General features: G+C 65.1%; 22 protein-coding genes. 8 read left to right on the top strand and 14 right to left on the bottom strand.

Translation table 11 applies throughout. From position 1 onward, the window contains the following. Window positions 1-28: 28 nt before the first annotated feature. The 8 genes from TSA1_RS29235 to zapE all read right to left on the bottom strand — a co-directional run bounded on the left by TSA1_RS29235 (window position 29) and on the right by zapE (window position 10,563). Window positions 29-790, bottom strand: a complete 762-nt coding sequence (locus TSA1_RS29235) for an SDR family oxidoreductase (protein ID WP_100179346.1) — start codon at window positions 788-790, stop codon at window positions 29-31. 55 nt (window positions 791-845) lie between these two features. Beyond that, window positions 846-2,081, bottom strand: a complete 1,236-nt coding sequence (gene odhB, locus TSA1_RS29230; RefSeq protein WP_100179345.1) for a 2-oxoglutarate dehydrogenase complex dihydrolipoyllysine-residue succinyltransferase — start codon at window positions 2,079-2,081, stop codon at window positions 846-848. Window positions 2,082-2,259: 178 nt separating this feature from the next. After that, window positions 2,260-5,217 carry a 2-oxoglutarate dehydrogenase E1 component gene (locus tag TSA1_RS29225; RefSeq protein WP_100179344.1) on the bottom strand — a complete coding sequence of 986 codons (2,958 nt, stop codon included), beginning with the start codon at window positions 5,215-5,217 and terminating at the stop codon, window positions 2,260-2,262. Between the two features lie 137 nt (window positions 5,218-5,354). Further along, entirely contained in the window at window positions 5,355-6,239 is an 885-nt protein-coding gene (sucD, locus tag TSA1_RS29220) for a succinate--CoA ligase subunit alpha (RefSeq protein WP_100179343.1), read from the bottom strand. Window positions 6,240-6,275: 36 nt separating this feature from the next. Next, window positions 6,276-6,755 carry a DUF1579 family protein gene (locus TSA1_RS29215; RefSeq protein ID WP_100179342.1) on the bottom strand — a complete coding sequence of 160 codons (480 nt, stop codon included), beginning with the start codon at window positions 6,753-6,755 and terminating at the stop codon, window positions 6,276-6,278. 4 nt (window positions 6,756-6,759) lie between these two features. Continuing rightward, the gene (gene sucC / locus TSA1_RS29210; RefSeq protein WP_100179341.1) at window positions 6,760-7,956 is read right to left on the bottom strand and encodes an ADP-forming succinate--CoA ligase subunit beta; all 1,197 of its coding nucleotides are present in this window, start codon (window positions 7,954-7,956) and stop codon (window positions 6,760-6,762) included. A 204-nt stretch (window positions 7,957-8,160) separates the two neighbouring features. Further along, entirely contained in the window at window positions 8,161-9,129 is a 969-nt protein-coding gene (mdh, locus tag TSA1_RS29205) for a malate dehydrogenase (RefSeq protein WP_008145224.1), read from the bottom strand. A gap of 246 nt (window positions 9,130-9,375) precedes the next feature. Continuing rightward, window positions 9,376-10,563 (bottom strand): cell division protein ZapE, encoded by a 1,188-nt coding sequence (zapE, locus tag TSA1_RS29200; protein ID WP_100179340.1) that lies wholly within the window; start codon window positions 10,561-10,563, stop codon window positions 9,376-9,378. A gap of 184 nt (window positions 10,564-10,747) precedes the next feature. Here zapE and TSA1_RS29195 point away from each other — a divergent pair, with 184 nt between their 5' ends. Beyond that, on the top strand, window positions 10,748-11,002 hold the full coding sequence (locus tag TSA1_RS29195) for a type II toxin-antitoxin system VapB family antitoxin (RefSeq protein WP_028139222.1): 255 nt from the start codon (window positions 10,748-10,750) through the stop codon (window positions 11,000-11,002). Then, window positions 11,002-11,406, top strand: a complete 405-nt coding sequence (locus TSA1_RS29190) for a type II toxin-antitoxin system VapC family toxin (RefSeq protein ID WP_100179339.1) — start codon at window positions 11,002-11,004, stop codon at window positions 11,404-11,406. Before TSA1_RS29195 ends, TSA1_RS29190 begins: the two co-directional genes overlap by 1 nt. A 78-nt stretch (window positions 11,407-11,484) precedes the next feature. On the opposite strand, the gene TSA1_RS29185 is transcribed toward TSA1_RS29190, so the two are convergent. From TSA1_RS29185 to TSA1_RS29175, 3 genes are all read right to left on the bottom strand, one after another. Next, window positions 11,485-11,931, bottom strand: coding sequence for a hypothetical protein (locus tag TSA1_RS29185; protein ID WP_100179338.1), 447 nt, complete (start codon window positions 11,929-11,931; stop codon window positions 11,485-11,487). A gap of 15 nt (window positions 11,932-11,946) precedes the next feature. Next, entirely contained in the window at window positions 11,947-12,483 is a 537-nt protein-coding gene (thpR, locus tag TSA1_RS29180) for an RNA 2',3'-cyclic phosphodiesterase (protein ID WP_100181403.1), read from the bottom strand. A 174-nt stretch (window positions 12,484-12,657) separates the two neighbouring features. Then, the gene (locus TSA1_RS29175) at window positions 12,658-13,293 is read right to left on the bottom strand and encodes an arylesterase (RefSeq protein WP_174719120.1); all 636 of its coding nucleotides are present in this window, start codon (window positions 13,291-13,293) and stop codon (window positions 12,658-12,660) included. Window positions 13,294-13,348: 55 nt separating this feature from the next. On the opposite strand from TSA1_RS29175, the gene TSA1_RS29170 reads away from it, so the two are divergent. The 4 genes from TSA1_RS29170 to TSA1_RS29155 all read left to right on the top strand — a co-directional run bounded on the left by TSA1_RS29170 (window position 13,349) and on the right by TSA1_RS29155 (window position 18,485). Then, complete coding sequence (locus tag TSA1_RS29170) at window positions 13,349-14,068, top strand: ABC transporter ATP-binding protein (RefSeq protein WP_100179336.1); 720 nt, start codon at window positions 13,349-13,351, stop codon at window positions 14,066-14,068. Then, window positions 14,065-16,635: an ABC transporter permease gene (locus tag TSA1_RS29165; protein ID WP_100179335.1), complete on the top strand. Its 2,571-nt coding sequence runs from the start codon at window positions 14,065-14,067 to the stop codon at window positions 16,633-16,635. Before TSA1_RS29170 ends, TSA1_RS29165 begins: the two co-directional genes overlap by 4 nt. Window positions 16,636-16,916: 281 nt before the next feature. After that, window positions 16,917-17,708, top strand: a complete 792-nt coding sequence (locus TSA1_RS29160) for a Bax inhibitor-1/YccA family protein (RefSeq protein ID WP_100179334.1) — start codon at window positions 16,917-16,919, stop codon at window positions 17,706-17,708. Between the two features lie 246 nt (window positions 17,709-17,954). Then, window positions 17,955-18,485, top strand: coding sequence for a GNAT family N-acetyltransferase (locus TSA1_RS29155; protein ID WP_100179333.1), 531 nt, complete (start codon window positions 17,955-17,957; stop codon window positions 18,483-18,485). Window positions 18,486-18,609: 124 nt separating this feature from the next. Here the strand turns inward: TSA1_RS29155 and TSA1_RS29150 are convergent, their stop codons facing one another. From TSA1_RS29150 to acnA, 3 genes are all read right to left on the bottom strand, one after another. Further along, the gene (locus TSA1_RS29150; RefSeq protein WP_100179332.1) at window positions 18,610-18,981 is read right to left on the bottom strand and encodes a DUF2794 domain-containing protein; all 372 of its coding nucleotides are present in this window, start codon (window positions 18,979-18,981) and stop codon (window positions 18,610-18,612) included. Window positions 18,982-19,576: 595 nt separating this feature from the next. After that, on the bottom strand, window positions 19,577-20,353 hold the full coding sequence (locus TSA1_RS29145) for a DUF1223 domain-containing protein (protein WP_100181402.1): 777 nt from the start codon (window positions 20,351-20,353) through the stop codon (window positions 19,577-19,579). Between the two features lie 337 nt (window positions 20,354-20,690). Next, window positions 20,691-23,411 carry an aconitate hydratase AcnA gene (acnA, locus tag TSA1_RS29140; protein WP_100179331.1) on the bottom strand — a complete coding sequence of 907 codons (2,721 nt, stop codon included), beginning with the start codon at window positions 23,409-23,411 and terminating at the stop codon, window positions 20,691-20,693. A 240-nt stretch (window positions 23,412-23,651) separates the two neighbouring features. Here acnA and ccmA point away from each other — a divergent pair, with 240 nt between their 5' ends. Continuing rightward, window positions 23,652-24,254 carry a heme ABC exporter ATP-binding protein CcmA gene (ccmA, locus tag TSA1_RS29135; RefSeq protein WP_100179330.1) on the top strand — a complete coding sequence of 201 codons (603 nt, stop codon included), beginning with the start codon at window positions 23,652-23,654 and terminating at the stop codon, window positions 24,252-24,254. A gap of 259 nt (window positions 24,255-24,513) precedes the next feature. Then, window positions 24,514-25,182 carry a heme exporter protein CcmB gene (ccmB, locus tag TSA1_RS29125; RefSeq protein ID WP_100179328.1) on the top strand — a complete coding sequence of 223 codons (669 nt, stop codon included), beginning with the start codon at window positions 24,514-24,516 and terminating at the stop codon, window positions 25,180-25,182.

Raw genomic sequence — 25,182 nt, 5'->3', positions numbered from 1 at the left:
GAGGATGTGTCAGCGTCCGCGCGGCGCGTCAGCGTCCGCCGGACACATCGAGAGTGGCAGCGGTGATGTAGGACGCCTCGTCCGACATCAGCCAGATGATGGCGCTCGCGATCTCGTCGGCGGTACCGACGCGCTTCATCGGCACCATGTGGGCGAGACGATGATGCCGGTCGGGCTCGCCGCCCGATGCGTGGATTTCGGTGTCGATCAGGCCCGGGCGGATGCCCGCAACGCGAATGCCTTCGCCTGCGACCTCGTAGCCGAGACCGGTGGTGAAGGAATCGATCGCGCCCTTGGACGCGGCGTAATCGACATAGGTGTTGGGCGCGCCGAGCTTGGCCGCGACCGACGACAGGTTGACGATGACGCCGCCCGTGCCGCCGTGCTTGGTGGACATCCGCTTCACGGCCTCGCGGGCGCAGAGGATGGAGCCGGTGACGTTGACCGCCAGCACGCGCTGGATGCGTTCGGCCGACATCTCGTCGACGCGCACGCCGCTGGTGCCGACGATGCCGCCATTGTTGACGAGCGCCCCCAGCGTGCCGAACTTGTCGGCCTCCTTGAACAGATCGACGATGTCGCGTTCCTCGGCGACATCGCATTTGACCGCGATCGCCTTGCCGTTGCTGGCCTCGATCTGCGCGACCACCTCGTCGGCGGCCTTCTTGTTGCTGGCGTACCCGACCACGACCCGGTAGCCGCGCGCGGCTGCGGCAATGGCGGTCGCCCGCCCGATGCCGCGGCTGCCGCCGGTGATGACAACGACCTTATCCGTCACGCGCGCCTCCATGGTTCGACACGCGCCGTCGCGCAAGTCGGCGACGGCGCTCGCAAAGCATCAGGGATCAGAGATCGAGCACCAGGCGCGCCGGATCTTCCAGGCTCTCCTTGACGCGAACCAGGAAGGTGACGGCTTCCTTGCCGTCGATGACGCGGTGATCGTAGGACAGCGCCAGATACATCATCGGGCGGACCTCGATCTTGCCGCCGACGACCATCGGACGCTCCTGGATCTTGTGCATGCCGAGGATGCCGGACTGCGGCGCGTTCAGGATCGGGGTCGACATCAGCGAGCCGTAGATGCCGCCATTGGTGATGGTGAAGGTGCCACCCTGCATCTCGTCGATCTTGAGCTGGCCGTCACGGGCGCGGCGGCCGAAATCGGCGATGCCCTTCTCGATGTCGGAGATCGACTTGTGGTCGCAGTCGCGCACCACGGGCACGACGAGGCCCTTGTCGGTGCCGACGGCGACGCCGATGTGGTAGTAGTTCTTGTAGATCAGGTCGGTACCGTCGATCTCGGCGTTGACGGCCGGGATGTCCTTCAGCGCCTGCACGACGGCCTTGGTGAAGAAGCCCATGAAGCCGAGCTTGGCGCCGTGCTTCTTCTCGAACGCATCCTTGTAGTGGGCGCGCAGCGCCATCACGTTGGTCATGTCGACCTCGTTGAAGGTCGTCAGCATGGCCGCGGTGTTCTGCACGTCCTTGAGGCGGCGCGCGATGGTCTGGCGCAGCCGGGTCATCTTGACGCGCTCTTCGCGGGCGGCGTCATCGGCCGGCGACGGCGCGCGGACCTGAACGGCGGCGGCGGGCTGGTTGACCGGGGTCGGCGCGGACGCGGCGCGCTCGATCGCAGCGAGCATGTCGCCCTTGGTGACACGGCCGTCCTTGCCGGAGCCCGGAACGGTCGAGGCATCGATGCCGGTCTCCGCTGAGAGCTTGCGCACGGAGGGAGCGAGCGGCGCATCGGCCGGGGCCGCCTTCGCGGCCGGAGCGGGCGCGGCAGCGGCGGGCGCCGGAGCAGCGGCAGGCTTGGCAGGCGCCGCGGCGGGCTTGGCCGCGCCGGCACCGTCGGTGATCTGGCCGAGCAGCGCGCCCACGGCAACCGTCGCGCCATCGGCAGCGATGATCTCGCTCAGCGTGCCGGCGGAGGGCGCCGGGACTTCGATGGTGACCTTGTCGGTCTCGAGCTCCACCAAGGGCTCGTCGACGGCGACGGGATCGCCGGCCTTCTTGAACCAGCGGCCGATGGTGGCCTCGGTGACGGATTCGCCGAGCGTCGGCACACGAATTTCAGTCATGGTCTCTTCCTTAAGGGATCGCCAATGCGGTCATCAGTCGGTCGTCAACGGCCCGCGAAAAGCGGGCCATCCAGCAAGCCGGGACGCTTCGCCTTGACGCGGAGGCCACGAGTTACCGGATGCCCCGCTCCGGTGGGCTGGAGGCGCACGAGGCGGGGCATGACGCAGTTCAAAAAATTCAGCTCAGTGCTTCGTCCAGGAATGCCTTCAGCTGAGCCTGATGCTTGGACATCAGACCCGTGGCGGTCGCGGCGGAAGCGGCGCGGCCGACATAACGCGGACGCCGGCTCGTGCCGTTCACCTGGTTCAGCACCCATTCCAGATAGGGCTCGATGAAGTGCCAGGCACCCATGTTGCGGGGTTCTTCCTGGCACCACACCATCTCGGCCTTCTTGAAGCGCGACAGCTCGGCCACCAGCGCCTTCAGCGGCACCGGATAGAGCTGCTCGACGCGCATCAGGTAGATGTCGTCGATGCCGCGCTTCTCGCGCTCCTCGTAGAGGTCGTAATAGACCTTGCCGGAGCACAGCACGATGCGGCGGATCTTCTCGTCGGGGACGAGCTTGATCGGCTCGTTCGGCAGCATCTGGGCGTCATCATAGAGGATGCGGTGGAAGGTGGTGCCCTTCGCCAGCTCTTCGAGACGCGACACCGCCCGCTTGTGACGCAGCAGCGATTTCGGCGTCATCATGATCAGCGGCTTGCGGATCTCGCGGTGCAGCTGCCGGCGCAGCGCATGGAAGTAGTTCGCCGGGGTGGTCGGATAGACCACCTGCATGTTGTCTTCCGCGCACATCTGCAGGTAACGCTCGAGGCGCGCCGAGGAGTGCTCCGGTCCCTGGCCCTCATAACCGTGCGGCAGGAGGCAGACGAGACCGGACATGCGCAGCCATTTGCGCTCGCCCGAGGAGATGAACTGGTCGAACACGACCTGCGCGCCGTTGGCGAAGTCGCCGAACTGGGCTTCCCACAGCGTCAGCGTGTTCGGCTCGGCGAGCGAATAGCCGTATTCGAAGCCGAGCACGGCTTCTTCCGACAGCAGCGAGTTGATGACTTCGTAATGGCCCTGCTCGCCACCGAGATGGTTGAACGGCGTGTAGCGGCTCTCGTCCTCCTGGTCGATCAGGACCGAATGGCGCTGCGAGAAGGTGCCGCGCTCCGAATCCTGTCCGGACAGGCGGACGTGGTGGTTTTCGTTGAGCAGCGTGCAGAACGCCAGCGCCTCGCCTGTCGCCCAGTCGATGCCGTTGCCGCTCTCGATCGCCTTGGCGCGGTTATCGAGGAAACGCTGAATGGTGCGGTGAACGCGGAAGCCGTCCGGCACCTTGGTGATCTTGCGGCCGATGTCCTTGAGAACAGGCAGGTCGACGCCGGTGACGCCGCGCCGCGCATCCTCTTCCTGGTCGGCGATCTTGAAGCCCGCCCACTTGCCGTCGAGCCAGTCGGCCTTGTTCGGCTTGTAGGAGGTGCCGGCCTCGAACTCGGCATCGAGCCGGGCGCGCCAGTCGGCCTTCAGCTTGTCGACCTCGCCCTCGGTGACCACGCCTTCGGCGATCAGGCGCTTGGAGTAGAGCGTCAGGGTCGAGGGATGGGCCGCGATCCGCTTGTACATCACCGGCTGGGTGAAAGCCGGTTCGTCGCCCTCATTGTGGCCGTAGCGGCGATAGCACCACATGTCGATGACGACGGGCTTGTGGAACTTCTGCCGGAATTCGGTCGCAACCTTGGCCGCGAACACGACGGCTTCCGGATCGTCGCCGTTCACGTGGAAGATCGGCGCGTCGATCATCTTCGCCACATCCGACGGATAGGGCGAGGAGCGCGAGTAACGCGGATAGGTGGTGAAGCCGATCTGGTTGTTGACGATGAAGTGCACGGAGCCGCCGGTGCGGTAGCCCTTCAGGTCCGACAGGCCGAAGCACTCCGCGACCACCCCCTGGCCGGCGAACGCGGCGTCGCCGTGCATCAACAGCGGCATCACGGAGATGCGCATATCAGGGGGATCGCCGTGCTGGTCCTGCTTGGCGCGCACCTTGCCGAGCACGACGGGATCGACGATCTCGAGATGCGAGGGGTTGGCGGTCAGCGACAGATGGATGCGGTTGCCGTCGAACTCGCGGTCCGAGGAGGCGCCGAGGTGATACTTGACGTCGCCCGAGCCTTCGACCGCGTCGGGGTTGGCCGAGCCGCCCTTGAACTCGTGGAACAGCGCGCGGTGCGCCTTGCCCATCACCTGCGTGAGGACGTTGAGGCGGCCGCGATGCGGCATGCCCAGCACGATTTCCTTCACGCCGAGATTGCCGCCGCGCTTGATGATCTGCTCGAGCGCGGGGATCAGGGATTCGCCGCCGTCGAGGCCGAAACGCTTGGTGCCGGTGAACTTGGTGTCGCAGAATTTTTCGAAGCCCTCGGCTTCGATCAGCTTCTGCAGGATGGCGCGGCGGCCCTCGCGGGTGAACGAGATCTCCTTGTCGGGTCCCTCGATGCGCTCCTGGATCCAGGCCTTCTGCGCCGCGTTGCTGATGTGCATGAACTCGACGCCGAGCGTCTGGCAGTAGGTGCGCTCGCAGATCGCGGTGATCTCGCGCAGGCTGCCGTATTCGAGACCGAGCACGTGATCGAGGAAGATCTTGCGGTCGAAATCGGCTTCGCTGAAGCCGTAGGTGCGCGGATCGAGCTCCTCGCGGTTGCGCTGGGCTTCGATGCCGAGCGGATCGAGCTTGGCGTGGAAGTGGCCGCGCATGCGGTAGGAGCGGATCAGCATCAGGGCGCGGACCGAGTCGCGCGTGGCCTGGAGCAGGTCGGCGGAGGAGATGTCGGCGCCCTTGGCTTGCGCCTTAGCGGCGATCTTGCTGCCGACCGCCTTCTCGACCTCGGCCCAATTGCCGTCGAGGGCGGAGGTGAGGTCGTCCTGCGGGGTCAGCGGCCAGTTGTCGCGCTCCCAGGACGGCCCTTCCGCGTTCTTGCTGATGTCGGCGGGCGCGTCGTTCAGGCTCTTGAAGAACTCCTGCCACTCGGGATCGACCGAGGAGGGGTCCTTCTGGTAGCGGGCGTAGATTTCGTCGATATAGGTGGCGTTGGTGCCCTGCAAAAAGGATGACAAGGCAAAGGCTGCGTTCGCGTCCTGGCGAGACATACTGGAGTTCCTGGCGATTTCGGTTCGCGCGTAACAAACGGCGCTGGCGCCGAGCTCCCCGGCAGAGGCTCGGCGCGACAGGCACCCTTTACCCTATTTGCTGCGAAACTTCGCCCGGAAAAGTACGAAGAAGTGAATTAGCTTTTCAATTTTTCGGCAAGCGTGTGGCCGAGGCGTGCGGGCGACGGGGACACTGTAATGCCTGCCGATTTCATCGCTTCGGTCTTGGAACCGGCGTCGCCCTTGCCGCCCGAGATGATCGCGCCGGCATGGCCCATGCGGCGGCCGGGAGGGGCCGTGACGCCGGCGATGAAGCCGACCATCGGCTTCTTGCGGCCGCGCTTGGCCTCGTCCTTGAGGAACTGGGCGGCGTCCTCCTCGGCGGAACCGCCGATCTCGCCGATCATGATGATCGATTCGGTCTTGGGGTCGGCGAGCAGCATTTCCAGCACGTCGATGAATTCGGTTCCCTTGACCGGGTCGCCGCCGATGCCGACCGCGGTGGTCTGGCCGAGGCCTTCCTGGGAGGTCTGGAACACGGCTTCATAGGTCAGCGTGCCCGAGCGGGAGACGATGCCGACCGAGCCGGTCTTGAAGATGTTGGCCGGCATGATGCCGATCTTGCACTCGCCGGCGGTCATGACGCCCGGGCAGTTCGGCCCGATCAGGCGCGACTTGGAACCGATCAGCGAGCGCTTGACGCGGACCATGTCGAGCACCGGAATGCCTTCGGTGATGCAGACGATCAGCGGGATCTCGGCGTCGATCGCTTCGCAGATCGCATCCGCCGCGCCCGGCGGCGGCACGTAGATCACCGACGCATCCGCACCGGTCTTCTCACGCGCCTCGCGCACGGTGTCGAACACCGGCAGGTTCAGATGAGTCGAACCGCCTTTGCCCGGCGAGGTGCCGCCGACCATCTTGGTGCCGTAGGCGATCGCGGCCTCGGAATGGAAGGTGCCGTTCTTGCCGGTGAAGCCCTGGCAGATGACCTTGGTGTTCTTGTCGATCAGGATGGACATGAGGTCTGCTTTCGCGAAACTAACGGAGTGAGAGGGTCAGTGGATGCGGCGATAGACGCCGGTGAGCACGTCGGCCCAGCCTTCCGCATCCGGCGAGAACTGGATCTTCAACGAGTAGGAATCCTCATTGATGATTTCGTAGACGTGGCGCGCATTGCCGCGGAGCGAGCCGCGCACCAGCGTCAGGGTGTTGCCGACCCAGCCGCCGGAGGCGGGCGAGGGCGGCGTGTAGCCGAGCGAGTCGTACCAGAACAATTTGTAGGTCCGGTCGTCGCGGTCGTAGGTGAAGATGCCGTGGGTGGCGAAGACCTGCTTGCCGTCGCGCATCTGGACCGAGTCCTGAATCAGATAGAACCCATTGAGATCCATGCGCGCGACGGTGCGCGAGGTGGCCGGTCCGCCCGCCGTCCAGCGCGACGGGAAGACCATCTCTTCGCCATCCCATTCGCCGGCCAACGCGGAAAGACGCGCGTGCTCGGGAAGCGGAGATGATGCGGCGAGATGGTCCTGGGCCATGGCGTTAGCCTCCCTTGACGGCCTTCACGATCTTCTGCGCGGCGTCGTCGAGATTGTCGGCCGGCACCACGTTCAGTCCGGATTCATTGATGATCTTCTTGCCGAGCTCGACATTGGTGCCCTCGAGGCGGACCACCAGCGGCACGCTGAGGCCGACTTCACGAACCGCAGCCGTGACGCCCTCGGCGATCACGTCGCACTTCATGATGCCGCCGAAGATGTTGACCAGAATGCCCTTCACGTTGGGATCGGCGGTGATGATCTTGAACGCGGCGGCGACCTTTTCCTTGCTGGCGCTGCCGCCGACGTCGAGGAAGTTTGCCGGCGCCATGCCGTAGAGCTTGATGATGTCCATCGTCGCCATGGCAAGGCCGGCGCCGTTGACCATGCAGCCGATGTTGCCGTCGAGCGTGACGTAGTTGAGATCATGCTTGGACGCCTCGATCTCCTTGGCGTCTTCCTCGGTCTCGTCGCGCAACGCGAGCACCTCGGGGTGACGGAACAGCGCGTTGTCGTCGAACGACACCTTGGCGTCGAGCACGCGGAGCTGGCCCTGCTTGGTCACGACCAGCGGGTTGATCTCCAGCATCGACATGTCCTTGGCGACGAAGGCCGCGTAGAGCTGCGCGGTGAGTTTTTCCGCCTGCTTGGCGAGGTCACCGGAGAGCTTCAGCGCGTTCGCAACCGTGCGGCCATGATGGCCCATGATTCCGGTGGCGGGATCGACCGAGAAGGTCACGATCTTCTCGGGGGTGTTGTGCGCCACGTCCTCGATGTTGACGCCGCCCTCGGTCGAGACCACGAAGGAGACGCGCGAGGTCTCGCGGTCGACCAGGATCGAGAGGTAGAACTCCTTGTCGATGTCCGAGCCGTCCTCGATGTAGAGGCGGTTGACCTGCTTACCGGCGGGGCCGGTCTGGATCGTCACCAGCGTGGCGCCGAGCATCTGCTTGGCGAATTCGGTGACCTCGGCGGCCGACTTGGCGATGCGGACGCCGCCCTTGTCGCCGGCGGAGGCTTCCTTGAACTTGCCCTTGCCGCGGCCACCGGCGTGGATCTGGCTCTTCACCACATAGACCGGACCCGGCAGCGCCTTGGCGGCGGCTTCCGCGTCGGCGGCCTTGAGGACCGGGACGCCCTTTGAGATCGGCACGCCGAACTCACCCAGCAGCGCTTTGGCCTGATATTCATGGATATTCATATGGTCGCTCCCTGAACCCGCGGGCGGTGACCTCTTGGGCCCACCTCAGTCTTGTGGCTGGCATACCATATACCACAGGAACTGCAACCCGGATTCTCTGACATCGATCTGGACTGCCGACCCGGGGCCTGTCCCGACAACCGGGCCCCGGAAATGAAACCGCCGAAGACCGGTTTTCGGGCTTCGGCGGGAAGTGCTTGGCGCTTAGCGGCCAAGAAGATCGGGGGCGATCTTCTTGCAGGCATCGACCAGGCCCTGCACGGCGCCGACCGACTTGTCGAAGGCCTCGCGGTCCTTGCCGGCGAGCTCGATCTCGACGACACGCTCGACGCCCTTGGAGCCGATCACGACGGGCACGCCCACATACATGTCCTTCACGCCGTATTCGCCGTTCAGGTAGGCGGCCGAGGGCAGCACGCGCTTCTTGTCACGCAGATAGCTCTCGGCCATCGCGATCGCCGAGGCGGCCGGCGCATAGAAAGCCGAGCCGGTCTTGAGCAAATTGACGATCTCGGCGCCGCCGTTGCGGGTGCGGTCGACGATCTCGTCGAGGCGCGCCTGCGAGGTCCAGCCCATCTTGACGAGGTCGGGCAGCGGAATGCCGGCGACGGTGGAGTACTTCACCAGCGGCACCATGGTGTCGCCGTGGCCGCCGAGCACGAAGGCGGTGACGTCCTCGACGGAGACGTTGAACTCGTCGGCCAGGAAGTAGCGGAAGCGCGCCGAATCCAGCACGCCGGCCATGCCGACGACCTTCTTGTGCGGCAGGCCGGAAGCCTTCTGCAGCGCCCAGACCATGGCGTCGAGCGGGTTGGTGATGCAGATGACGAAGGCGTCGGGCGCGTACTTCTTGATGCCGGCACCGACCTGCTCCATGACCTTGAGGTTGATGGAGAGAAGGTCGTCGCGGCTCATGCCGGGCTTGCGCGGCACGCCGGCGGTGACGATGCAGACCTTGGCGTTGTCGAGCGCCTCGTAGGAATTGGCGCCGGTGTAGTGCGCGTCGAAACCGTCGACCGGCGAGGACTGCGCGATGTCGAGCGCCTTGCCCTGCGGCACGCCCTCGGCGATGTCGAACATCACGACGTCGCCCAGTTCTTTCAGGCCGATGAGGTGAGCCAGCGTTCCGCCGATCTGACCGGAGCCAATCAAAGCAATCTTGTCGCGCGCCATGTGAGCCTGTCCTTTAGACACGTAAGGAGGGAAAACTGAGACGGGTGGTTATCCCTTTCGCCTCCCCCGTTCAAGTCGCCCAATGCCCAATTGTCGGGCTTGGCGCGATAGCAGCCATACAAGCCCGTCATTCCGGGGCGCGACGAAAGTCGCGAGCCCGGAATCCATCGGGCAAGAGAGCGCGCCGATGAATGGATTCCGGGCTCGTCGCTTCGCGACGCCCCGGAATGACGGTGGGCATAGGACTTAAGTCTCCACCAGGCCCTTGGTGGAGCCGCTGGCGGTGGAATCCTTGCGGCCGTGCGCCAGGGCCAGATAGGATTCCGAGCTCATCTCGATCAGGCGCGAGGCCGTCCGCTTGAACTCCATGGCCTCGGTGCCCTCGTGGGCGAGGTAGAGCGAGATCGGGTTGGCGTCGGCCGAGGCCATCAGCTTCACCGCATTGTCATAAAGCGTATCGATCAGCGTGATGAAACGCTTGGCGGCATTGCGCTGGGAGAGATCCATCACTGGAATATGGTCGACCAGGATGGTGTGATAGTCGTGCGCCAGCCTGAGGTAGTCCGATGCCCCCAGCGGCTTCTCGCAGAGATCGGCGAACGAAAACCGCGCCACGCCATGGGCCGAGCACGGCACATGCAGGATGCGGCCCTTGATCGAAATGTCGCGCGAGCGGCATTTGGCGCCGCCCGACATCCGTTTCCAGGCTCGGTCGAGCGCAGCATCGGCATCAGCATCTGCCGGCGTCAGCCACATCGGCACGCCCTGCAGCTTCTCCAGGCGGAAGTCGGTGCGCGCATCGAGCCGCGCGACGTCCATGTGGTCGGTGATCTGCTTGATGAAGGGCAGGAACAGCGCGCGGTTCAGCCCGCCCTTGTAGAGATCGTCGGGCGCGACGTTGGAGGTCGCGACCACGACGGTGCCGAGCTCGAACAACTTTGCGAAGAGACGCCCGAGGATCATCGCGTCCGCGATGTCGGTGACGTGGAATTCGTCGAAGCAGAGCAGCCAGCTCTCCTCGAAGATCGCGTTCGCGGTCAGCGCGATGACGTCGCCATCGGCGATCTCGCCGCGCGCGATGCTCTGGCGATAGTCGTAGATGCGCTCATGCACGTCGGCCATGAATTCGTGGAAATGCGCGCGCCGCTTGTGCTCGACGCCACTGTGCTGGAAGAACAGGTCCATCAGCATGGTCTTGCCGCGGCCAACCTCGCCATGGATGTAGAGCCCGCGCGGCGCCTCGTCCTTGTCGCTGCTACTGAACAGGCGGGCGAGCAGGCCCTGCTTGCGCTGCGGCTTGTAGTTCGCAAGCCGCAGGTCCAGCGCCGCATAGGCCTCGGCGACTTCGGCCTGCGCGGCATCCGGCTCGATCGCACCGGCGGCGATCTGGGCCTGATACGCGTCGTTGAAGGGGGAACTGGGGGTCGAGAGCATGGCCCTTTACCGCCAGAGACGGACGGAAATTGCAACCGCGTATTGGCGCAACGGCTTATGCGCGACCTCTTTCGCGGAAACCGGCCGGATGCCCCGGTGGGACGACAAGCCGAGCGGGCCGTCAGAATCCAGCTTGCGGCGCCTTGAGGTAGAATATACCTATTTAGGAACCAAGGAGCCGAGCATGGCGCTGAGCATCAAGGACCCCGAAACCGAGCAATTGGCCCGGAGTCTGGCACAATTGACGGGGGAGAACATCACGACTGCGACCAAGCGCGCGATCGAGGAGCGATTGCGCCGGCTCAACGCTCAAACACACAAGGACGCGCTGCTCGAAGACCTTGCCGAGATCAGACGGCGCTGGAGCGAGATGCGCGTCCTGGACGACCGCAAGCCTGAAGAAATCCTCGGATACGACGATCATGGATTGCCACGCTGATGGTGATCGACACATCCGCGATCGTGGCAATCGCGCTCGACGAAGACGATGCCGCGGATATGGAGCGACTGATCGTGGACGATCCGATCCGCCTGATTTCCGCGGCGACGGTGCTTGAAGCGACGATGGTGATCGAGACGCGGCTGGGCGATGCGGGCGGGCGCGAGTTCGATCTCTGGCTCGTCAAGATCGGCGCTGAGATCGTCGCGGTCGATGCCGTGCAAGCCGACGCGGCACGGCGCGCCTGGCGGCGCTTCGGAAAGGGGCAACACGCCGCGTCGCTCAATTACGGTGATTGTTTTTCTTATGCGCTGGCCATGACCCGTGGCGAACCACTGCTGTTCAAAGGCGAGGACTTTGCGAAGACCGACATCAACCGGTCGAGCGTGACGCCGCTGCGATAACGCGCCGAGGTGCGGGCCCCACCCACACAGTTCGTAGACGTCCTCGGCAAGAGCGGCCGGAAGAGACCCGCAGGGGCTTCATCCCGTATTTTTGTTGCGCGCCGAAAGCTCGGCCGTCGCCAGGCCTCCGACGCAGCAGACGGCCATGCTCGACAACCAAACCCAATACCCGGCCCCATAGGCCCGGATCGGATTGAGGATGCCAGCTTCATTCATCATGACTTCCCGTTGAAGCAGGAACGATGCCGCGATGACGAGTGCAGCCAGGCCTGCACCGAATGCCAAGAATCTCGCGTCAGAGATCCTGTCCGCGACTGCGAGACCAAACCATGCCGAAAAAAGGACGGGGTTGGCGAGCCAGGTCCAATTCGTGACGGACGCTAACAGGCCGAACGGCCCGGCGATCAAGATGTCGTATCCGCGCTGGCATGCAGGCGCGCAAAAAGCATCGAGGGATAGGCACCAGAGGTACAGCGCAATACTGAGGCCCAGCGAGCCGTATCGCCAAAATTGATCGACCCGCACCGTTCGATTTTCCGCCTACTCACACAGCTCGTAGGCGTCCTCGACCACGTACGGGCCGCCGCCGGTCGATGCGCGCGAGGAAAACAGAACAAACCGTTCGGCCATGAACGCCTTGCTCGGGAAGTAGCCGCGCAGGGAGAGATAGTCGGCGACGTCGCGATCGCTGGCGTCGTGCAGCCGGGCCAGCGTGACATGCGGGATGTATTTGCGCCCCTCGGGGTTGAGACCGATCCGCTGCATCATCCGTTCGAGCTCGGCCTGCAATTCCATCAGCGGCTTGCTCGGCACGATCGTCGCAACGACGGCGCGCGGCTTGCGGCCGCCAAAACTCGTGAGGCCCTGCACCTTGACCTCGAAAGGCCTGCGGTCGACGCGAAACAGCATCGAGGCGATCTCGTTGGCGGACATGCCGTCGATATCGCCGATGAAGCGCAGGGTGACGTGATAATTTTCGGGATCGATCCACCGGGCGCCGGGAAGGCCGCCTCTGAGATTGGAAAGCGACTGGCCGATCTCGGCCGGAATTTCCAGACCAGTGAACAAACGCGGCATCGTTTCGCACTCCCGATGCTTGGGCATGATCCCAGGGAAAGACCATATCCAAATTTTAGAGCCGGTGACGAATCACCGGTACCCTGATTCCTATCGCAGTTGTGTGACTCTGCGAAGCATCGCGCGGGCCACCCCGTGAAAACCCTGGGAATTAGGGTTAGCGTTGCCTGCTTTTCATCGCCGCTGCTCGCTTATGTTGCGCAAGAATGCCTCCACACTGGGCATGATGTTGCCGACGATGATGTCGACGCCGGCCGCGGTCGGATGAATGCCGTCGGCCTGGTTGAGCTTGGCGTCGGCGGCAACGCCCTCGAGGAAGAACGGATAGAGCGGCACCTCGAATTTCTTCGCGAGATCCGGATAAATCGAATTGAAGCGCGCGGCATAATCGGCGCCGTAATTCGGCGGCGCCAGCATGCCGCACAGCATCACCGCGATCTTGCGCGTCTTGAGCCGCTGGACGATGTCGGCGAGCGCGGCGCGCGCCAAATCGGGATCGATGCCGCGCAACGCATCGTTGGCGCCGAGCTCGACGATGACGCCCTCGGTTCCTTCAGGCACCGACCAGTCGAGCCGGTCGCGCCCGCCGGAGGTGGTGTCGCCGGACACCCCGGCATTGATCATGTCGACCGCTATGCCTTTGGCCTGCAAGGATTTTTGAAGTTTTTGGGGAAACGCATCCTGGGCCGGCAGGCCGAGACCCGCGCTCAAGGAATCGCCGAGAACGACCAGCTTGACCGGTTTTGTCGCCTCCGCCCAGGCCGGGTTCGCCATTGTCATGAAGACGAGCATCAACACGGCTATGTGCATGAACAATCCGTAACGCCTCTCGACCGCGCTATCGGAGTTGCCATATGACCGGACCATGGACACTCGCATCGAACCCTCTTCGCTCGCCGCTACGGCGGACACCATCGCCATCTCCAACGTCAATCTCTCATTGGGCACGGGCGCGGCACGCGTACACATCCTCAAGGATATCAGCCTGCGCGTCGCCTCGGGCGAGACGATCGGCCTGATCGGCCCGTCAGGCTCGGGCAAATCCACGCTGCTGATGGTGATGGCGGGGCTGGAGCGTCCTGATAGCGGAGAGGTGGTGGTATCGGGCACGCCTTTCAATGCCCTCGACGAGGACGCGCTGGCGCGCTTCCGCGGCCGCCAGGTCGGCATCGTCTTCCAGTCCTTCCATCTGATCCCGACCATGACGGCGCTGGAGAACGTCGCGGTGCCGCTCGAGCTCGCCGGCAATCCCGACGCGGCCAGGCGCGCGGCGCAGGAGCTGCAATCGGTCGGGCTCGGCGACCGCCTGCATCATTATCCGACGCAGCTCTCCGGCGGCGAGCAGCAGCGCGTCGCGCTGGCCCGCGCGCTCGCGCCCGATCCCGCCATCCTGGTCGCGGACGAGCCGACCGGCAATCTGGACGAGGCCACCGGAAAGCAGATCGTCGACCTCCTGTTCAGCAAGCATGCCGAGCGCGGCATGACGCTGGTGCTGGTCACGCACGATTCCTCGCTCGCGCATCGCTGCGATCGCGTGATCCGGCTGCGCTCGGGCCGCATCGACACGCAGTCCGCACCGGCATGAGCGCGGCGGCTGAACCCTTCGCGAAGCCGAGCGGCATCGCGCTATCATTGCGTTATGCGCTGCGCGAATTGCGCGGCGGCCTGCGCGGCTTCTACGTCTTCATCGCCTGCATCGCGCTCGGCGTGATGGCGATTGCCGGCGTCGGCTCGGTGTCGGCGAGCCTTTCCGACGGCCTTGCCCGCGAGGGCCGCACGCTGCTCGGCGGCGACGTTTCCTTCGTGCTGTTCCAGCGCGAGGCCAAGCCCGAAGAGGTCGCCTTCCTGCGCTCGCGCGGCACGGTTTCGACCGCCGCCACCTTGCGCGGCATGGCGCGCGCGGCCGATGGCCAGCTCGCACTGGTCGAGATGAAGGCGGTCGACGACACCTATCCGATGCTGGGCCAGCTCACGTTGGTCCCGCAGCTTCCGATGTCCGATCTGCTCGCGGAGCGCGACGGCGCATTCGGCGCCGCCGCCGATCCGACGCTGCTGGCGCGGCTGTCGCTCAAGACCGGCGACCGCGTCACCATCGGCTCGGCGACCTTCCAGATCCGCAGCACGGTCGAAGCCGAGCCGGACAAGCTCGCGGGCGGCATCGGCTTCGGCCCGCGCTTCCTGATCAGCCAGGCGGGCCTGCGCGCCACCGGCCTGATCCAGCCCGGCAGCCTGGTGCGCTGGGTCTACCGGGTCAAGCTGCCCGATCTCGCCAACAACGAGCGGGCCACCGAAGCCTTCATCGCGGATGCGCGCAGCGCCGCGCCGCAGGCGGGCTGGGAGATCCGCAGCCGCTCCAACGCATCGCCGCAGCTCGAGCGCAACATCAGCCGCTTCACGCAGTTCCTGACCCTGGTCGGCCTCGCCGCGCTGCTGGTCGGGGGCGTCGGCGTGGCCAATGCCGTGAAGAGCCATATCGACCGGCGGCTCGAGGTGATCGCGGCGCTCAAGGCCGTCGGCGCCACCGGGCGCGACGTGTTCGGCATCTATCTCGCGCAGGTTCTGCTGCTCGCCGCGATCGGCTCGCTGATCGGCCTTGCGCTCGGCGCCGCCATGCCGTTCGCGATCGTCGGCCTGTTCGGCAAGCTGCTGCCGCTGCCGGTGGTGCCGGCCGTGCATGCCGACGAGCTCGCGCTGTCCTTCGTCTACGGCCTGCTGACCGCGCTCGCCTTCGGCCTGTGGCCGCTCGGACGCGTCCATGACGTGCCGGTCGCCGCGCTGTTCCGCGACACCATCAGCTCGGACTGGCACCGGCCGCGCGCGGGCTATCTCGTGCTGATGGGCGTGGTGATCGCACTGCTGATCGCGGTCGTGATCGGGCTGTCGTTCGACAAGCGCATCGCCGCGGTGTTCGTGGCCTCCTCCGTCGTCGTGTTCGCCCTGCTGCGCGGCATCGCTGCCCTGTTGATGGGAATCGCACGGCGATTGCCGCGGACGCGGCTGCCGATGCTGCGGCTCGCGATCGCCAACATCCACCGGCCCGGCGCGCTGACGCCCTCGGTCGTGCTGTCGCTGGGGCTCGGGCTCGCGGTGCTCGTCACCATCACCCAGATCGACGGCAATCTGCGCCGGCAGTTCCTGGCGGCCCTCCCCGATCGCGCGCCGTCGTTCTTCTTCATCGACATTCCGAGCGCGCAGGCCGCACCGTTCGACGAGTATCTGCGCAAGATCGCGCCCGGGGCGACGGTCGAGGACGTGCCGATGCTGCGCGGACGCATCGTCGCTGCGCGCGGGGTGCGCGCCGAGGACCTCAAGCCCACCACCGATTCGGAATGGGTGCTGCAGAGCGACCGCGGCCTGACCTACACCGCCGAGCTGCCGAAGGGCTCCAAGGTGGTCGAGGGCGAGTGGTGGCGCGCCGATTATTCCGGCCCGACGCTGGTCTCGATGGAGAAGAAGATCGCCGACGGGCTCGGCCTCAAGCTCGGCGACGAGATCGTGGTCAACGTGCTCGGCCGCGACATTCCCGCCAAGATCGGCAATCTGCGCAGCATCGACTGGCAGGGGATGGGCATCAACTTCGTCCTCGTATTCTCGCCGAACGCCTTCAAGGGCGCGCCGCACACCCACATCGCGACCCTGACGGAGACGGGCGGAACCGCGGCAGGCGACGGCAAGATCATCAAGGACGTCGCCGCCGCCTATCCGATGGTGACGAGCGTGCGCGTGCGCGAGGTGATGGAGACGGTCGGTTCTGTCGTGACCAATCTGGCACTGGCGATCCGCGGTGCCAGCGCCGTGACCCTGATCTCGGCGATCCTGGTGCTCGGCGGGGCGCTCGCCGCCGGCCATCGCCACCGGGTCTACGATGCGGTGATTCTGAAGACGCTGGGCGCGACGCGGCTGCGGCTGCTCGGCGCCTATGCGCTCGAATACCTCCTGATCGGGCTCGCCACCGCGGTTTTCGGCGTGATCGCCGGCAGCTTAGCTGCCTGGATGATCGTGACGCGGCTGATGACGCTGAGCTTCGTCTGGCAGGCCGGCAGTGCGGCCGGAGTGGTCGCGGCCGCGCTCGTCGTCACCGTCGGACTCGGGCTCGCAGGCACGCTGCTGGCATTGAACAAAAAGCCCGCCACGGTGTTGCGGAATTTGTGACAAAATGTAGCGGATGGCCGCTCGGATGCGGAATCGCACGATTCCCGCGATTAACCACGACTGCTCGTCAGGTTCGCGTCAGGATTGCCGCCAAGGGCGACATTCAGCCGCGCGTGGAAGGTTGCAGTGAATGTGTTAGTTTCCCACATATCGAATGGGTTCGGAGCCCGGATTGTTAGCCAAAATTTAGTCGGCTGGCATTGGTATCCGAGATAGAATTTGACGAACCGGCGGCATGGCGACCCTCATGCCGGACCGGACCAACCAACGGGAATTCGACCATGTCGGACCTAGACCGTAACTACGCTTCTCCTTTCGGCAGGGCCGCCGGGCGTGTTGACGCCGCGACGGTCGATGCCGGCCTGCGCGCCTACATGCTGCGCATCTACAACTACATGAGCATTGGCCTCGCCATCACCGGCCTGGCCGCGCTCGGCGTCTACATGGCTGCCGTGACTGACGTCCCGACCGCCGACGCCGTCCGCGTCGGCAATATGTTCCTGACGCCGTTCGGCTACGCGATGTTCGTCAGCCCCCTGAAGTGGCTGTTCATGCTCGCGCCGCTCGCCATGGTGTTCGTGATCTCGGCGGGCATCAACCGTCTGGCGCCCTCGACCGCCCAGATCCTGTTCTGGGTGTTCTCGGCGCTGATGGGCATCTCGCTCTCGTCGATCTTCCTGGTGTTCACGCACACCTCGATCGTGCGGGTGTTCTTCATCACCGCGGCGACCTTCGGCGCGCTGAGCCTCTACGGCTACACCACCAAGCGTGACCTGACCGGGATGGGCTCGTTCCTGTTCATGGGCCTGATCGGCATCATCATCGCGAGCCTGGTGAACCTGTTCCTGGCCAGCTCGATGCTGCAGTTCATCGTGTCGGTGGTCGGCGTGCTGGTGTTCGCGGGCCTCACCGCCTGGGATACCCAGCGGCTGAAGAACGACTACATCTACGGCTACGCTTCGGCCGGCGGTGACATCGCAGAGCGTGCGGCCATCACCGGTGCCCTGTCGCTGTACCTGAACTTCATCAACCTGTTCACGCTGCTGCTGCAGCTCCTCGGCCAGCGCGACTAAGCTCTGAGACGAGAGGACGGACACGAACCCCGGCCGAAAGGCCGGGGTTTTTGTTTGGGCAGGTGCACGCCCGTATCCCGGATGGAGCACCGCTCTCTCCCCGTCATTGCGAGGAGCCCTTACGACGAAGCAATCCAGAGTCCCTCCGCGGATGCATTTCTGGATTGCTTCGCTGCGCTCGCAATGACGGGTGGGGCAGCACCGGAGCCCCTTCCAGCACCTGCGGGAAGGCTCTAATCTTCTCCCATGTCCGCACCAGAAATCAGGCCCACGCTTGAGGCCGACCTCCCCGCCATCACCGCCATCTATCAGCAGGCCGTCCGCGAGGGCACTGCGACGTTCGAGCTGGAGCCGCCTGACCTTGCCGAGATGACGCGCCGCTATCGCGCGCTGATCGACGGCGGCTATCCCTATTTCGTCGCCATCCTCGACGGACGCGTGGCCGGCTATGCCTATGCCGGCGCCTACCGGCCCCGGCCGGCCTATCGCTTCACGGTCGAGAACTCGATCTATCTCGATCCCTCGTTCCACCGCCGCGGCGTCGGCTCAAGGCTGCTGGAGCGGCTGGTCGCCGAATGCGAGGCGCGCGGCTTCCGCCAGATGATCGCGGTGATCGGCGATTCCGCCAATGCCGGCTCGATCGGCGTGCACACCAAGGGCGGCTTCAAGATGATCGGCACGCATCCCAATGTCGGGCTGAAATTCGGCCGCTGGCTCGACACGGTGATGATGCAGCGCGACCTCGGCGAGGGCGGGAGCACGGTGCCGGGGAAGTAGGGCTCACTCGTCATTCCGGGGCGCGCAGCACGTGTCCGAAATCCATTGAACGGCACGGACGATGGACCAACGAATTCCGGGCTCGCGACTTCGTCGCGCCCCGGAATGACGACCGTACGCGAGGCTACACCACCGCCAATTTCCGATCGATCACCAGCAGCACGCGCTCGAGCTCGTGGCCGCGGCGCAGGATCAGGCCCGTCGCCGAGATCACGCTGTACATGCCCTGCTTGCGCGCCAGCCGCGGGTCCTTCTCGATGCGGTAGATCGGCACTTCCGAGGCGCGGCGGTAGACCGAGAACACCGCGCGGTCCTTCAGGAAGTCGATGGCATAGTCGCGCCACTCGCCATCGGCGACCATGCGGCCGTAGAGATTGAGAATACGGTGCAGCTCGAGCCGGTTGAACGTCACCCTGCCCTGTTGCGCATTCGCAGCGGCGGGGCGCGCCGCCGCGCGCTGCTCGCTCGGATCGGCATCCTCCGACATCAGACTCATAGGAAGCGCCTCCTCATCGCACAACATGACCCTCGTCCGCGAAAACCGTCCCCGGAACCGCGGATCATGACGGATACATGATCGCCCCAACCGTTCCCCGCCGCAAGACCCTCGATGGAACTCGATGCACGCAACCGGTGGAATCGGTTGCGAATCAGGACACACGCCAGGGTGGAACTCTGTCGCGACGAACCGTCACGGGATCGTGCTCAAGAATCTTAGTCTCGCCGCTTTTCCGCCTAGCGACTGCCGCCCTGCATTGCGAAAAGATTCATGTGCGTTGACCCGGTCCTTTCGGTTCCGGATTCCTCAGCCCCCAGCCCCCCGGGGTCGAACAGGATCGGGTCTGTACGCGCGACAAGGAGGGCCAACGCAAGTTGGTCCTTTTTTGTTTTTGTCGGGATGTTTCTGCCTCGACGAGTTTCTCCGAACATCCGCGCGAAGATTTTCTGTCCTCATCCTGAGGGCCGCGCTCTTGCGCGGCGTCTGGAAGGATCGAGGCCGAGCGAGCGGGGCCTGCATGGTTCGAGACGCGCGCAAGGGCGCGCTCCTCACCATGAGGGGAGAGAGTGAGTACGACGCTAGAGAATTGAAATCAGTGCAGCGACGTGTAGGCAGCGCCCAGCATCGGGCCGGGCTTCTCGCGGCTGCCGTCCTGGACATAGACCACCGCGCCGTCGACGCCGTCGCGCGTCAGGTTCTCGATCGGCACCGTCCAGCTTTCCTGACGTCCGGTCCAGTCACCGACCTTGAGCAGGTTGCGCACCACGTTGTGATAGGTGACCTGCTGTCCGCGATTCTCACCGCGGGTGATCGCGATCGGGACCGACTTGGCGATCGAGCAGATCCAGACCTCGCCATGCGAGACGGCCGGCTCCTTGCTTGCGGCCACCGACACGTTGATCTGCTTGCCGGCGAGCGACATCGTCACCGGCACGCTCATCACGCCCACACCCTTGTCGGTCTTGCCGATCGCGCTCTCGATGCCGGCGCGATCGCTGCCGATGACATGGGTGGAACCGTTGACCACGACCTGCGGCGTGTAGACCTCGCGGTCGCCGCGCATGCGCGAATAGGCGCGCTGCCGTGCGGAGAAGCGCGAATCCGCCAGCGTGTCCTTCCAGCCGAGATAGTCCCAATAATCGATCGGCATGCTCAGCGCGATGACCGAGGGATCCTTGGAGAGGTCGCCGATGATCTGGTCGGCGGGCGGGCAGGACGAGCAGCCCTGCGAGGTGAACAATTCGACAACGGCGCGGGGATCTGCGGAGGCGGGAACGACGACGGCGAAGATGGCACAGATGCCGAGAGCTCCCGACCAGAGCGCACCGGACCAACGCGAAACCAGATGAGAGGCCGTCATTGCTGTCATGTCGAACGTCACACACCGTCACTCGTGGGGGAAGATCTTATCGTCTGATGGTCACCGTAGTCTTACGGGGCACGACACATTCATCCGTCCAGTGAACCGTCAAATGACCGTTTCCCGCCGGGCGGGCCCATCCGAAACGTGCCGTTAACGCGCGAAGGCGGCCTTGTGATAGGCCGCCTTCGTTTAACCTTCTACTCACGTCGCGGTGAGCCATCGTTCACAAATTCGCGCGCTAAAGTGCGGCGGGCGCACTTTAGCGGTTGTTGTTGGAGCATGATCTTCCCGGAAAACCGCTCCGCACTTTGCGCTAACGCGGCCCTTCGGGTCCGGATCATGCTCAGGCCGCGAGCTTGCGCAGCACGTAGTGCAGGATACCGCCGTTGCGGTAGTAGTCGAGCTCGTCCAGCGTGTCGATGCGGCAGAGCAGCGAAACGCGCTGCAACGAACCGTCGCCGGAGACGATCTCCGCGGTCAGCTTCTGGCGCGGCTTGAGGTCGCCGACGAGGCCGCGGAGCGTGACCTTCTCGTCGCCCTTCAGGCCGAGCGACGACCACGAGGTGCCGTCCTCGAACGTCAGCGGCAGCACGCCCATACCGACCAGGTTGGAGCGATGGATGCGCTCGAAGCTCTGGCAGATCACGGCGCGAACGCCGAGCAGACGCGTGCCCTTGGCAGCCCAGTCGCGCGAGGAGCCGTTGCCGTATTCGGCGCCGGCGAACACCACCAGCGGCACCTGCTCCTGCTGGTACTTCATCGCGGCGTCGTAGATCGACATCTGCTCGCCGTCGGGCCAGTGCTTGGTCAGGCCGCCCTCGGGGATGTTGCCGTCGGCGCCCTTCAGCATGAAGTTCTTGATGCGGATGTTGGCGAAGGTGCCGCGCATCATCACTTCGTGGTTGCCGCGGCGCGTGCCGTACTGGTTGAAGTCGGCCGGACGCACCTGGTGCTCGCTGAGATATTTGCCCGCGGGCGAGGTGAGCTTGATCGAACCGGCCGGCGAGATGTGGTCGGTGGTGATCTTGTCGCCGAACATGGCGAGGATGCGCGCCTCGACGATGTCGGTGACCGGCTCCGGCTCCTTCTTCATGCCTTCGAAATAAGGCGGGTTCTGCACGTAGGTCGACGACATGTTCCAGCGATAGGTCTCGCTCTCGACCGTCTTGATCTTGCGCCAATTGGTGTCGCCCTTGAACACGTCGGCATACTTCTTCTTGAAGATCGCCGAGGTCACGAACTTCTTCATGAAGGCGTTGATTTCCTTCGTCGTCGGCCAGATGTCCTTCAGGTACACCGGCTTGCCGTCCTTGCCTTCGCCGATCGGCTCGACGGCGAGGTTCTTGGTCACGCTGCCGGCGAGCGCGTGGGCGACGACCAGCGGCGGCGAGGCGAGATAGTTCGCCTGCACGTCCGGCGAGACGCGGCCTTCGAAGTTGCGGTTACCCGAGAGCACGGCGGCGGCGACGATGCCGTTCTCGTTGATCGACTTCGAGATCTCCTCCGGCAGCGGACCGGAATTGCCGATGCAGGTGGTGCAGCCGAAGCCGACCAGGTTGAAGCCGACCTTGTCGAGATCCTTCTGCAGGCCGGAATCGGCGAGATAGCCGGCGACGACCTGGCTGCCCGGGGCAAGCGAGGTCTTCACCCACGGCTTGGCTTTCAGGCCCTTCGCGGCGGCATTGCGGGCCAGCAGGCCGGCGCCGATCAGCACGCTCGGATTCGAGGTGTTGGTGCAGGAGGTGATGGCGGCGATCACGACGTCGCCATGGCCGATCTCGAAGTCCTTGCCTTCGACGGCGAAGCGCTTGTTGGGCTCATCGGCCTTCTTGTACTCGGTGCTGAGCGCGAGCGAGAAGCCTTCGGCGACCGACGGCAGCGCGATGCGGCCTTCGGGACGCTTCGGACCGGCCATCGACGGCACGACGTCGGCGAGGTCGAGCGTCAGCGTTTCCGTGAACACCGGGTCAGGCGACTTGGCGGTGCGGAAGAGCCCTTGCGCCTTGGCATAGGCCTGCACCAGCGCGACGCGGGGCGCCGCGCGGCCGGAGGTCTTGAGATAGTCGATCGCGGCGGCGTCGACCGGGAAGAAGCCGCAGGTCGCGCCATATTCCGGCGCCATGTTGGCGATGGTCGCCTTGTCGGCGACCGAGAGATGGTCGAGGCCGGGGCCGAAGAATTCGACGAACTTGCCGACCACGCCGAGCTTGCGCAGCATCTGCGTCACGGTCAGCACGAGGTCGGTCGCGGTGACGCCTTCCTTCATCGCGCCCTTCAGCTTGAAGCCGACGACGTTGGGCAGCAGCATCGACAGCGGCTGGCCGAGCATGCAGGCTTCCGCCTCGATGCCGCCGACGCCCCAGCCGAGCACGGCCAGACCGTTGACCATGGTGGTGTGGGAATCGGTGCCGACGAGCGAATCGGGATAGGCGACCTCGAAGGTGCCGGTCTTCTTGCCGACCGTCATCTTCTCCTTCTTGGTCCACACGGTCTGGGAGAGATATTCGAGATTGACCTGGTGGCAGATGCCGGTGCCGGGCGGCACGACGGAGAAATTCGAGAACGCCTTCTGGCCCCACTTCAGGAACTCGTAGCGCTCCTGGTTCTGCTTGTACTCTTCAGCGACGTTCTTGCCGAAGGCCTTGTTGTCGCCGAAGAAGTTCACGATCACGGAATGGTCGATGACGAGGTCGACCGGCACCAGCGGATTGATCTTCTCGGCATCGCCGCCGAGCTTCTGCATCGCGTTGCGCATCGCGGCAAGGTCGACCACCGCCGGAACGCCGGTGAAGTCCTGCATCAGCACGCGCGCCGGGCGGAAGGCGATCTCATGCTCCAGCGACTTCTTGCGCAGCCATTTCGAGACGGCGACGATGTCCTCTTTCTTGACCGAACGCCCGTCCTCGTTGCGCAGCAGGTTCTCGAGCAGGACCTTCATCGAATAGGGAAGTTTGGAAATCCCCTTCAGACCATTCTTCTCGGCCGTGGGCAGGCTGTAATAGACATAGGTCTTGGCGCCGACCTTGAGGGTCTTTTTGCATTTGAAGCTGTCGAGCGAGGTCATGTAGGAAATCCCAATTGTTAGTTATACCCGGCGGGGTATCTTAACACCGTCAGCGTATCAGGCTGGGCTGCTTGCAGGGGCAGGTTGAGTTGCTGCATCAAGTAGTTCCGGGCTTATAGAAGCTTTCTAACCGCGCCGCCACAGCCACAATCGTGCCGCAGCAACCGCGAGCCAAAAATTCCCATGCGCTACCCCAAGTTTTCCTGAGGCCTGGTTTTGAGTGACTTGAAACGAGGCGAGATGCAGCTGTCCGGGCACGGACTCACCTGCGTGCGCGGCGGCCGCCAGGTGTTTGCCGGGCTCGATTTCGCGGCCGTCTCCGGCGAGGCCGTGGCGGTCGTCGGCCGCAATGGATCGGGCAAAACCTCGCTGCTGCGGCTGATCGCGGGCCTGCTCGTGCCGGCGGGAGGCAAGATTGCGCTCGCAGGCGGCGATGCCGAGCTGACGCTGCCCGAGCAGTGCCACTATCTCGGCCATCGCGATGCCCTGAAGCCGGCGCTGAGCGTGGCCGAAAACCTGACATTCTGGGCCGAATTCCTGGGCGGCGAGCGTCTGGACTTCGCCGAGAGCCTCGCCACGGTGGGGCTCGAGCACGCCACCCACCTGCCCGCGGGCTTCCTGTCGGCCGGCCAGCGCCGCCGGCTGTCGCTGGCGCGCCTGCTGACCGTCCGCCGCCCGGTCTGGCTGCTGGACGAGCCGACCAATGCGCTTGATGTGGCCGGCCAGGACATGTTCGGCGGCCTGATGCGCGAGCACCTTTCGCGCGGCGGCATGATCATCGCGGCGACCCACGCGCCGCTCGGGATTGATTCGCGGGAGCTGCGGATCGGGGGGACGGCATGAAGTTCGCGGACCCTCAGCTTTCCAAGCGGCTGGGCTGCGGCCCATCCGTTCCCTCCCCCCTTGCGGGGGAGGGTCAGGGAGGGGGGTGCCACACGACGCGCTCTCGCGGTTCAAGCGCTTGGGAAGCCTGCCCCAAACGAATATCTCGCCCCGGGCCACCCCTCTCCCCCACCCTCCCCCACAAGGGGGGAGGGAGCGCAGTTTGCCAGAGGCGAGAGCAGGGCTCACAAGACGACCTCACTGGCCAGAGAGCCGCCCCATGACCGCCCTCTCCGCCCTGATCCGCCGGGACATCCGGATCGCGCTCCGCGTCGGTGGCGGGGCGCTGGTCGGGGTGCTGTTCTTCCTGACCGTGGTGGTCCTGATGCCGTTCGCGGTCGGGCCGGATCTGGCCCTGCTGTCGCGGCTGGGGCCGGCCATTCTCTGGCTCGGCGCGCTGCTGGCGAGCCTGCTCACCCTCGACCGGCTGTTCATGGCCGACCACGAGGACGGCTCGCTCGACCTGATCACCATGAGCCGGACCCCGCTGGAACTGGCCTGCGCCGCCAAGGCGCTGGCGCATTGGCTCGCGGCCGGCCTGCCGCTGATTGTCGCAACCCCCGTGCTCGGCCTCCTGCTCAACCTCGACATGGTCGCGACCGGCGCGGTGGCGCTGACCCTGCTGGCGGGCACCCCGGCGCTGACGTTTACCGGCATGATCGGCGCGGCGCTGGCGGTGACGCTGCACCGCGGCGGACTTTTGATGGCGGTGCTGGTGCTGCCGCTGTCGATTCCCGTGCTGATTTTCGGGGTTGCGGCCTCGCAGGCCGTGATCGTGGGCCCGATGACGTTCGGCGCGCCATTCTCGATCCTGTGCGCGCTGTCCCTGGTCAGCCTCGTGATCGGGCCGTTCGCAGCCGCAGCGAGCCTGCGGCATGGACTCGACTGA

This window comes from Bradyrhizobium nitroreducens, assembly GCF_002776695.1.
GTDB lineage: Bacteria > Pseudomonadota > Alphaproteobacteria > Rhizobiales > Xanthobacteraceae > Bradyrhizobium > Bradyrhizobium nitroreducens.
The sequence above is the reverse complement of the archived record's forward strand: the minus strand, read 5'-3'. Positions and strand labels throughout refer to the sequence as shown.

Bases quoted from the DNA above. Each gene is read 5' to 3' on its own strand.
- ccmA (WP_100179330.1), top strand. From the start codon at position 23,652: ATGCAGCTGTCCGGGCACGGACTCACCTGCGTGCGCGGCGGCCGCCAG.
- TSA1_RS29175 (WP_174719120.1), bottom strand. From the start codon at position 13,293: ATGCACATAGCCGTGTTGATGCTCGTCTTCATGACAATGGCGAACCCG.
- odhB (WP_100179345.1), bottom strand. From the start codon at position 2,081: ATGACTGAAATTCGTGTGCCGACGCTCGGCGAATCCGTCACCGAGGCC.
- sucD (WP_100179343.1), bottom strand. From the start codon at position 6,239: ATGTCCATCCTGATCGACAAGAACACCAAGGTCATCTGCCAGGGCTTC.
- TSA1_RS29215 (WP_100179342.1), bottom strand. From the start codon at position 6,755: ATGGCCCAGGACCATCTCGCCGCATCATCTCCGCTTCCCGAGCACGCG.
- acnA (WP_100179331.1), bottom strand. From the start codon at position 23,411: ATGACCTCGCTCGACAGCTTCAAATGCAAAAAGACCCTCAAGGTCGGC.
- ccmB (WP_100179328.1), top strand. From the start codon at position 24,514: ATGACCGCCCTCTCCGCCCTGATCCGCCGGGACATCCGGATCGCGCTC.
- mdh (WP_008145224.1), bottom strand. From the start codon at position 9,129: ATGGCGCGCGACAAGATTGCTTTGATTGGCTCCGGTCAGATCGGCGGA.
- TSA1_RS29225 (WP_100179344.1), bottom strand. From the start codon at position 5,217: ATGTCTCGCCAGGACGCGAACGCAGCCTTTGCCTTGTCATCCTTTTTG.
- TSA1_RS29190 (WP_100179339.1), top strand. From the start codon at position 11,002: ATGGTGATCGACACATCCGCGATCGTGGCAATCGCGCTCGACGAAGAC.
- sucC (WP_100179341.1), bottom strand. From the start codon at position 7,956: ATGAATATCCATGAATATCAGGCCAAAGCGCTGCTGGGTGAGTTCGGC.
- thpR (WP_100181403.1), bottom strand. From the start codon at position 12,483: ATGCCGCGTTTGTTCACTGGTCTGGAAATTCCGGCCGAGATCGGCCAG.
- zapE (WP_100179340.1), bottom strand. From the start codon at position 10,563: ATGCTCTCGACCCCCAGTTCCCCCTTCAACGACGCGTATCAGGCCCAG.
- TSA1_RS29145 (WP_100181402.1), bottom strand. From the start codon at position 20,353: ATGACAGCAATGACGGCCTCTCATCTGGTTTCGCGTTGGTCCGGTGCG.
- TSA1_RS29195 (WP_028139222.1), top strand. From the start codon at position 10,748: ATGGCGCTGAGCATCAAGGACCCCGAAACCGAGCAATTGGCCCGGAGT.
- TSA1_RS29235 (WP_100179346.1), bottom strand. From the start codon at position 790: ATGGAGGCGCGCGTGACGGATAAGGTCGTTGTCATCACCGGCGGCAGC.
- TSA1_RS29165 (WP_100179335.1), top strand. From the start codon at position 14,065: ATGAGCGCGGCGGCTGAACCCTTCGCGAAGCCGAGCGGCATCGCGCTA.
- TSA1_RS29170 (WP_100179336.1), top strand. From the start codon at position 13,349: ATGGACACTCGCATCGAACCCTCTTCGCTCGCCGCTACGGCGGACACC.
- TSA1_RS29150 (WP_100179332.1), bottom strand. From the start codon at position 18,981: ATGAGTCTGATGTCGGAGGATGCCGATCCGAGCGAGCAGCGCGCGGCG.
- TSA1_RS29160 (WP_100179334.1), top strand. From the start codon at position 16,917: ATGTCGGACCTAGACCGTAACTACGCTTCTCCTTTCGGCAGGGCCGCC.
- TSA1_RS29155 (WP_100179333.1), top strand. From the start codon at position 17,955: ATGTCCGCACCAGAAATCAGGCCCACGCTTGAGGCCGACCTCCCCGCC.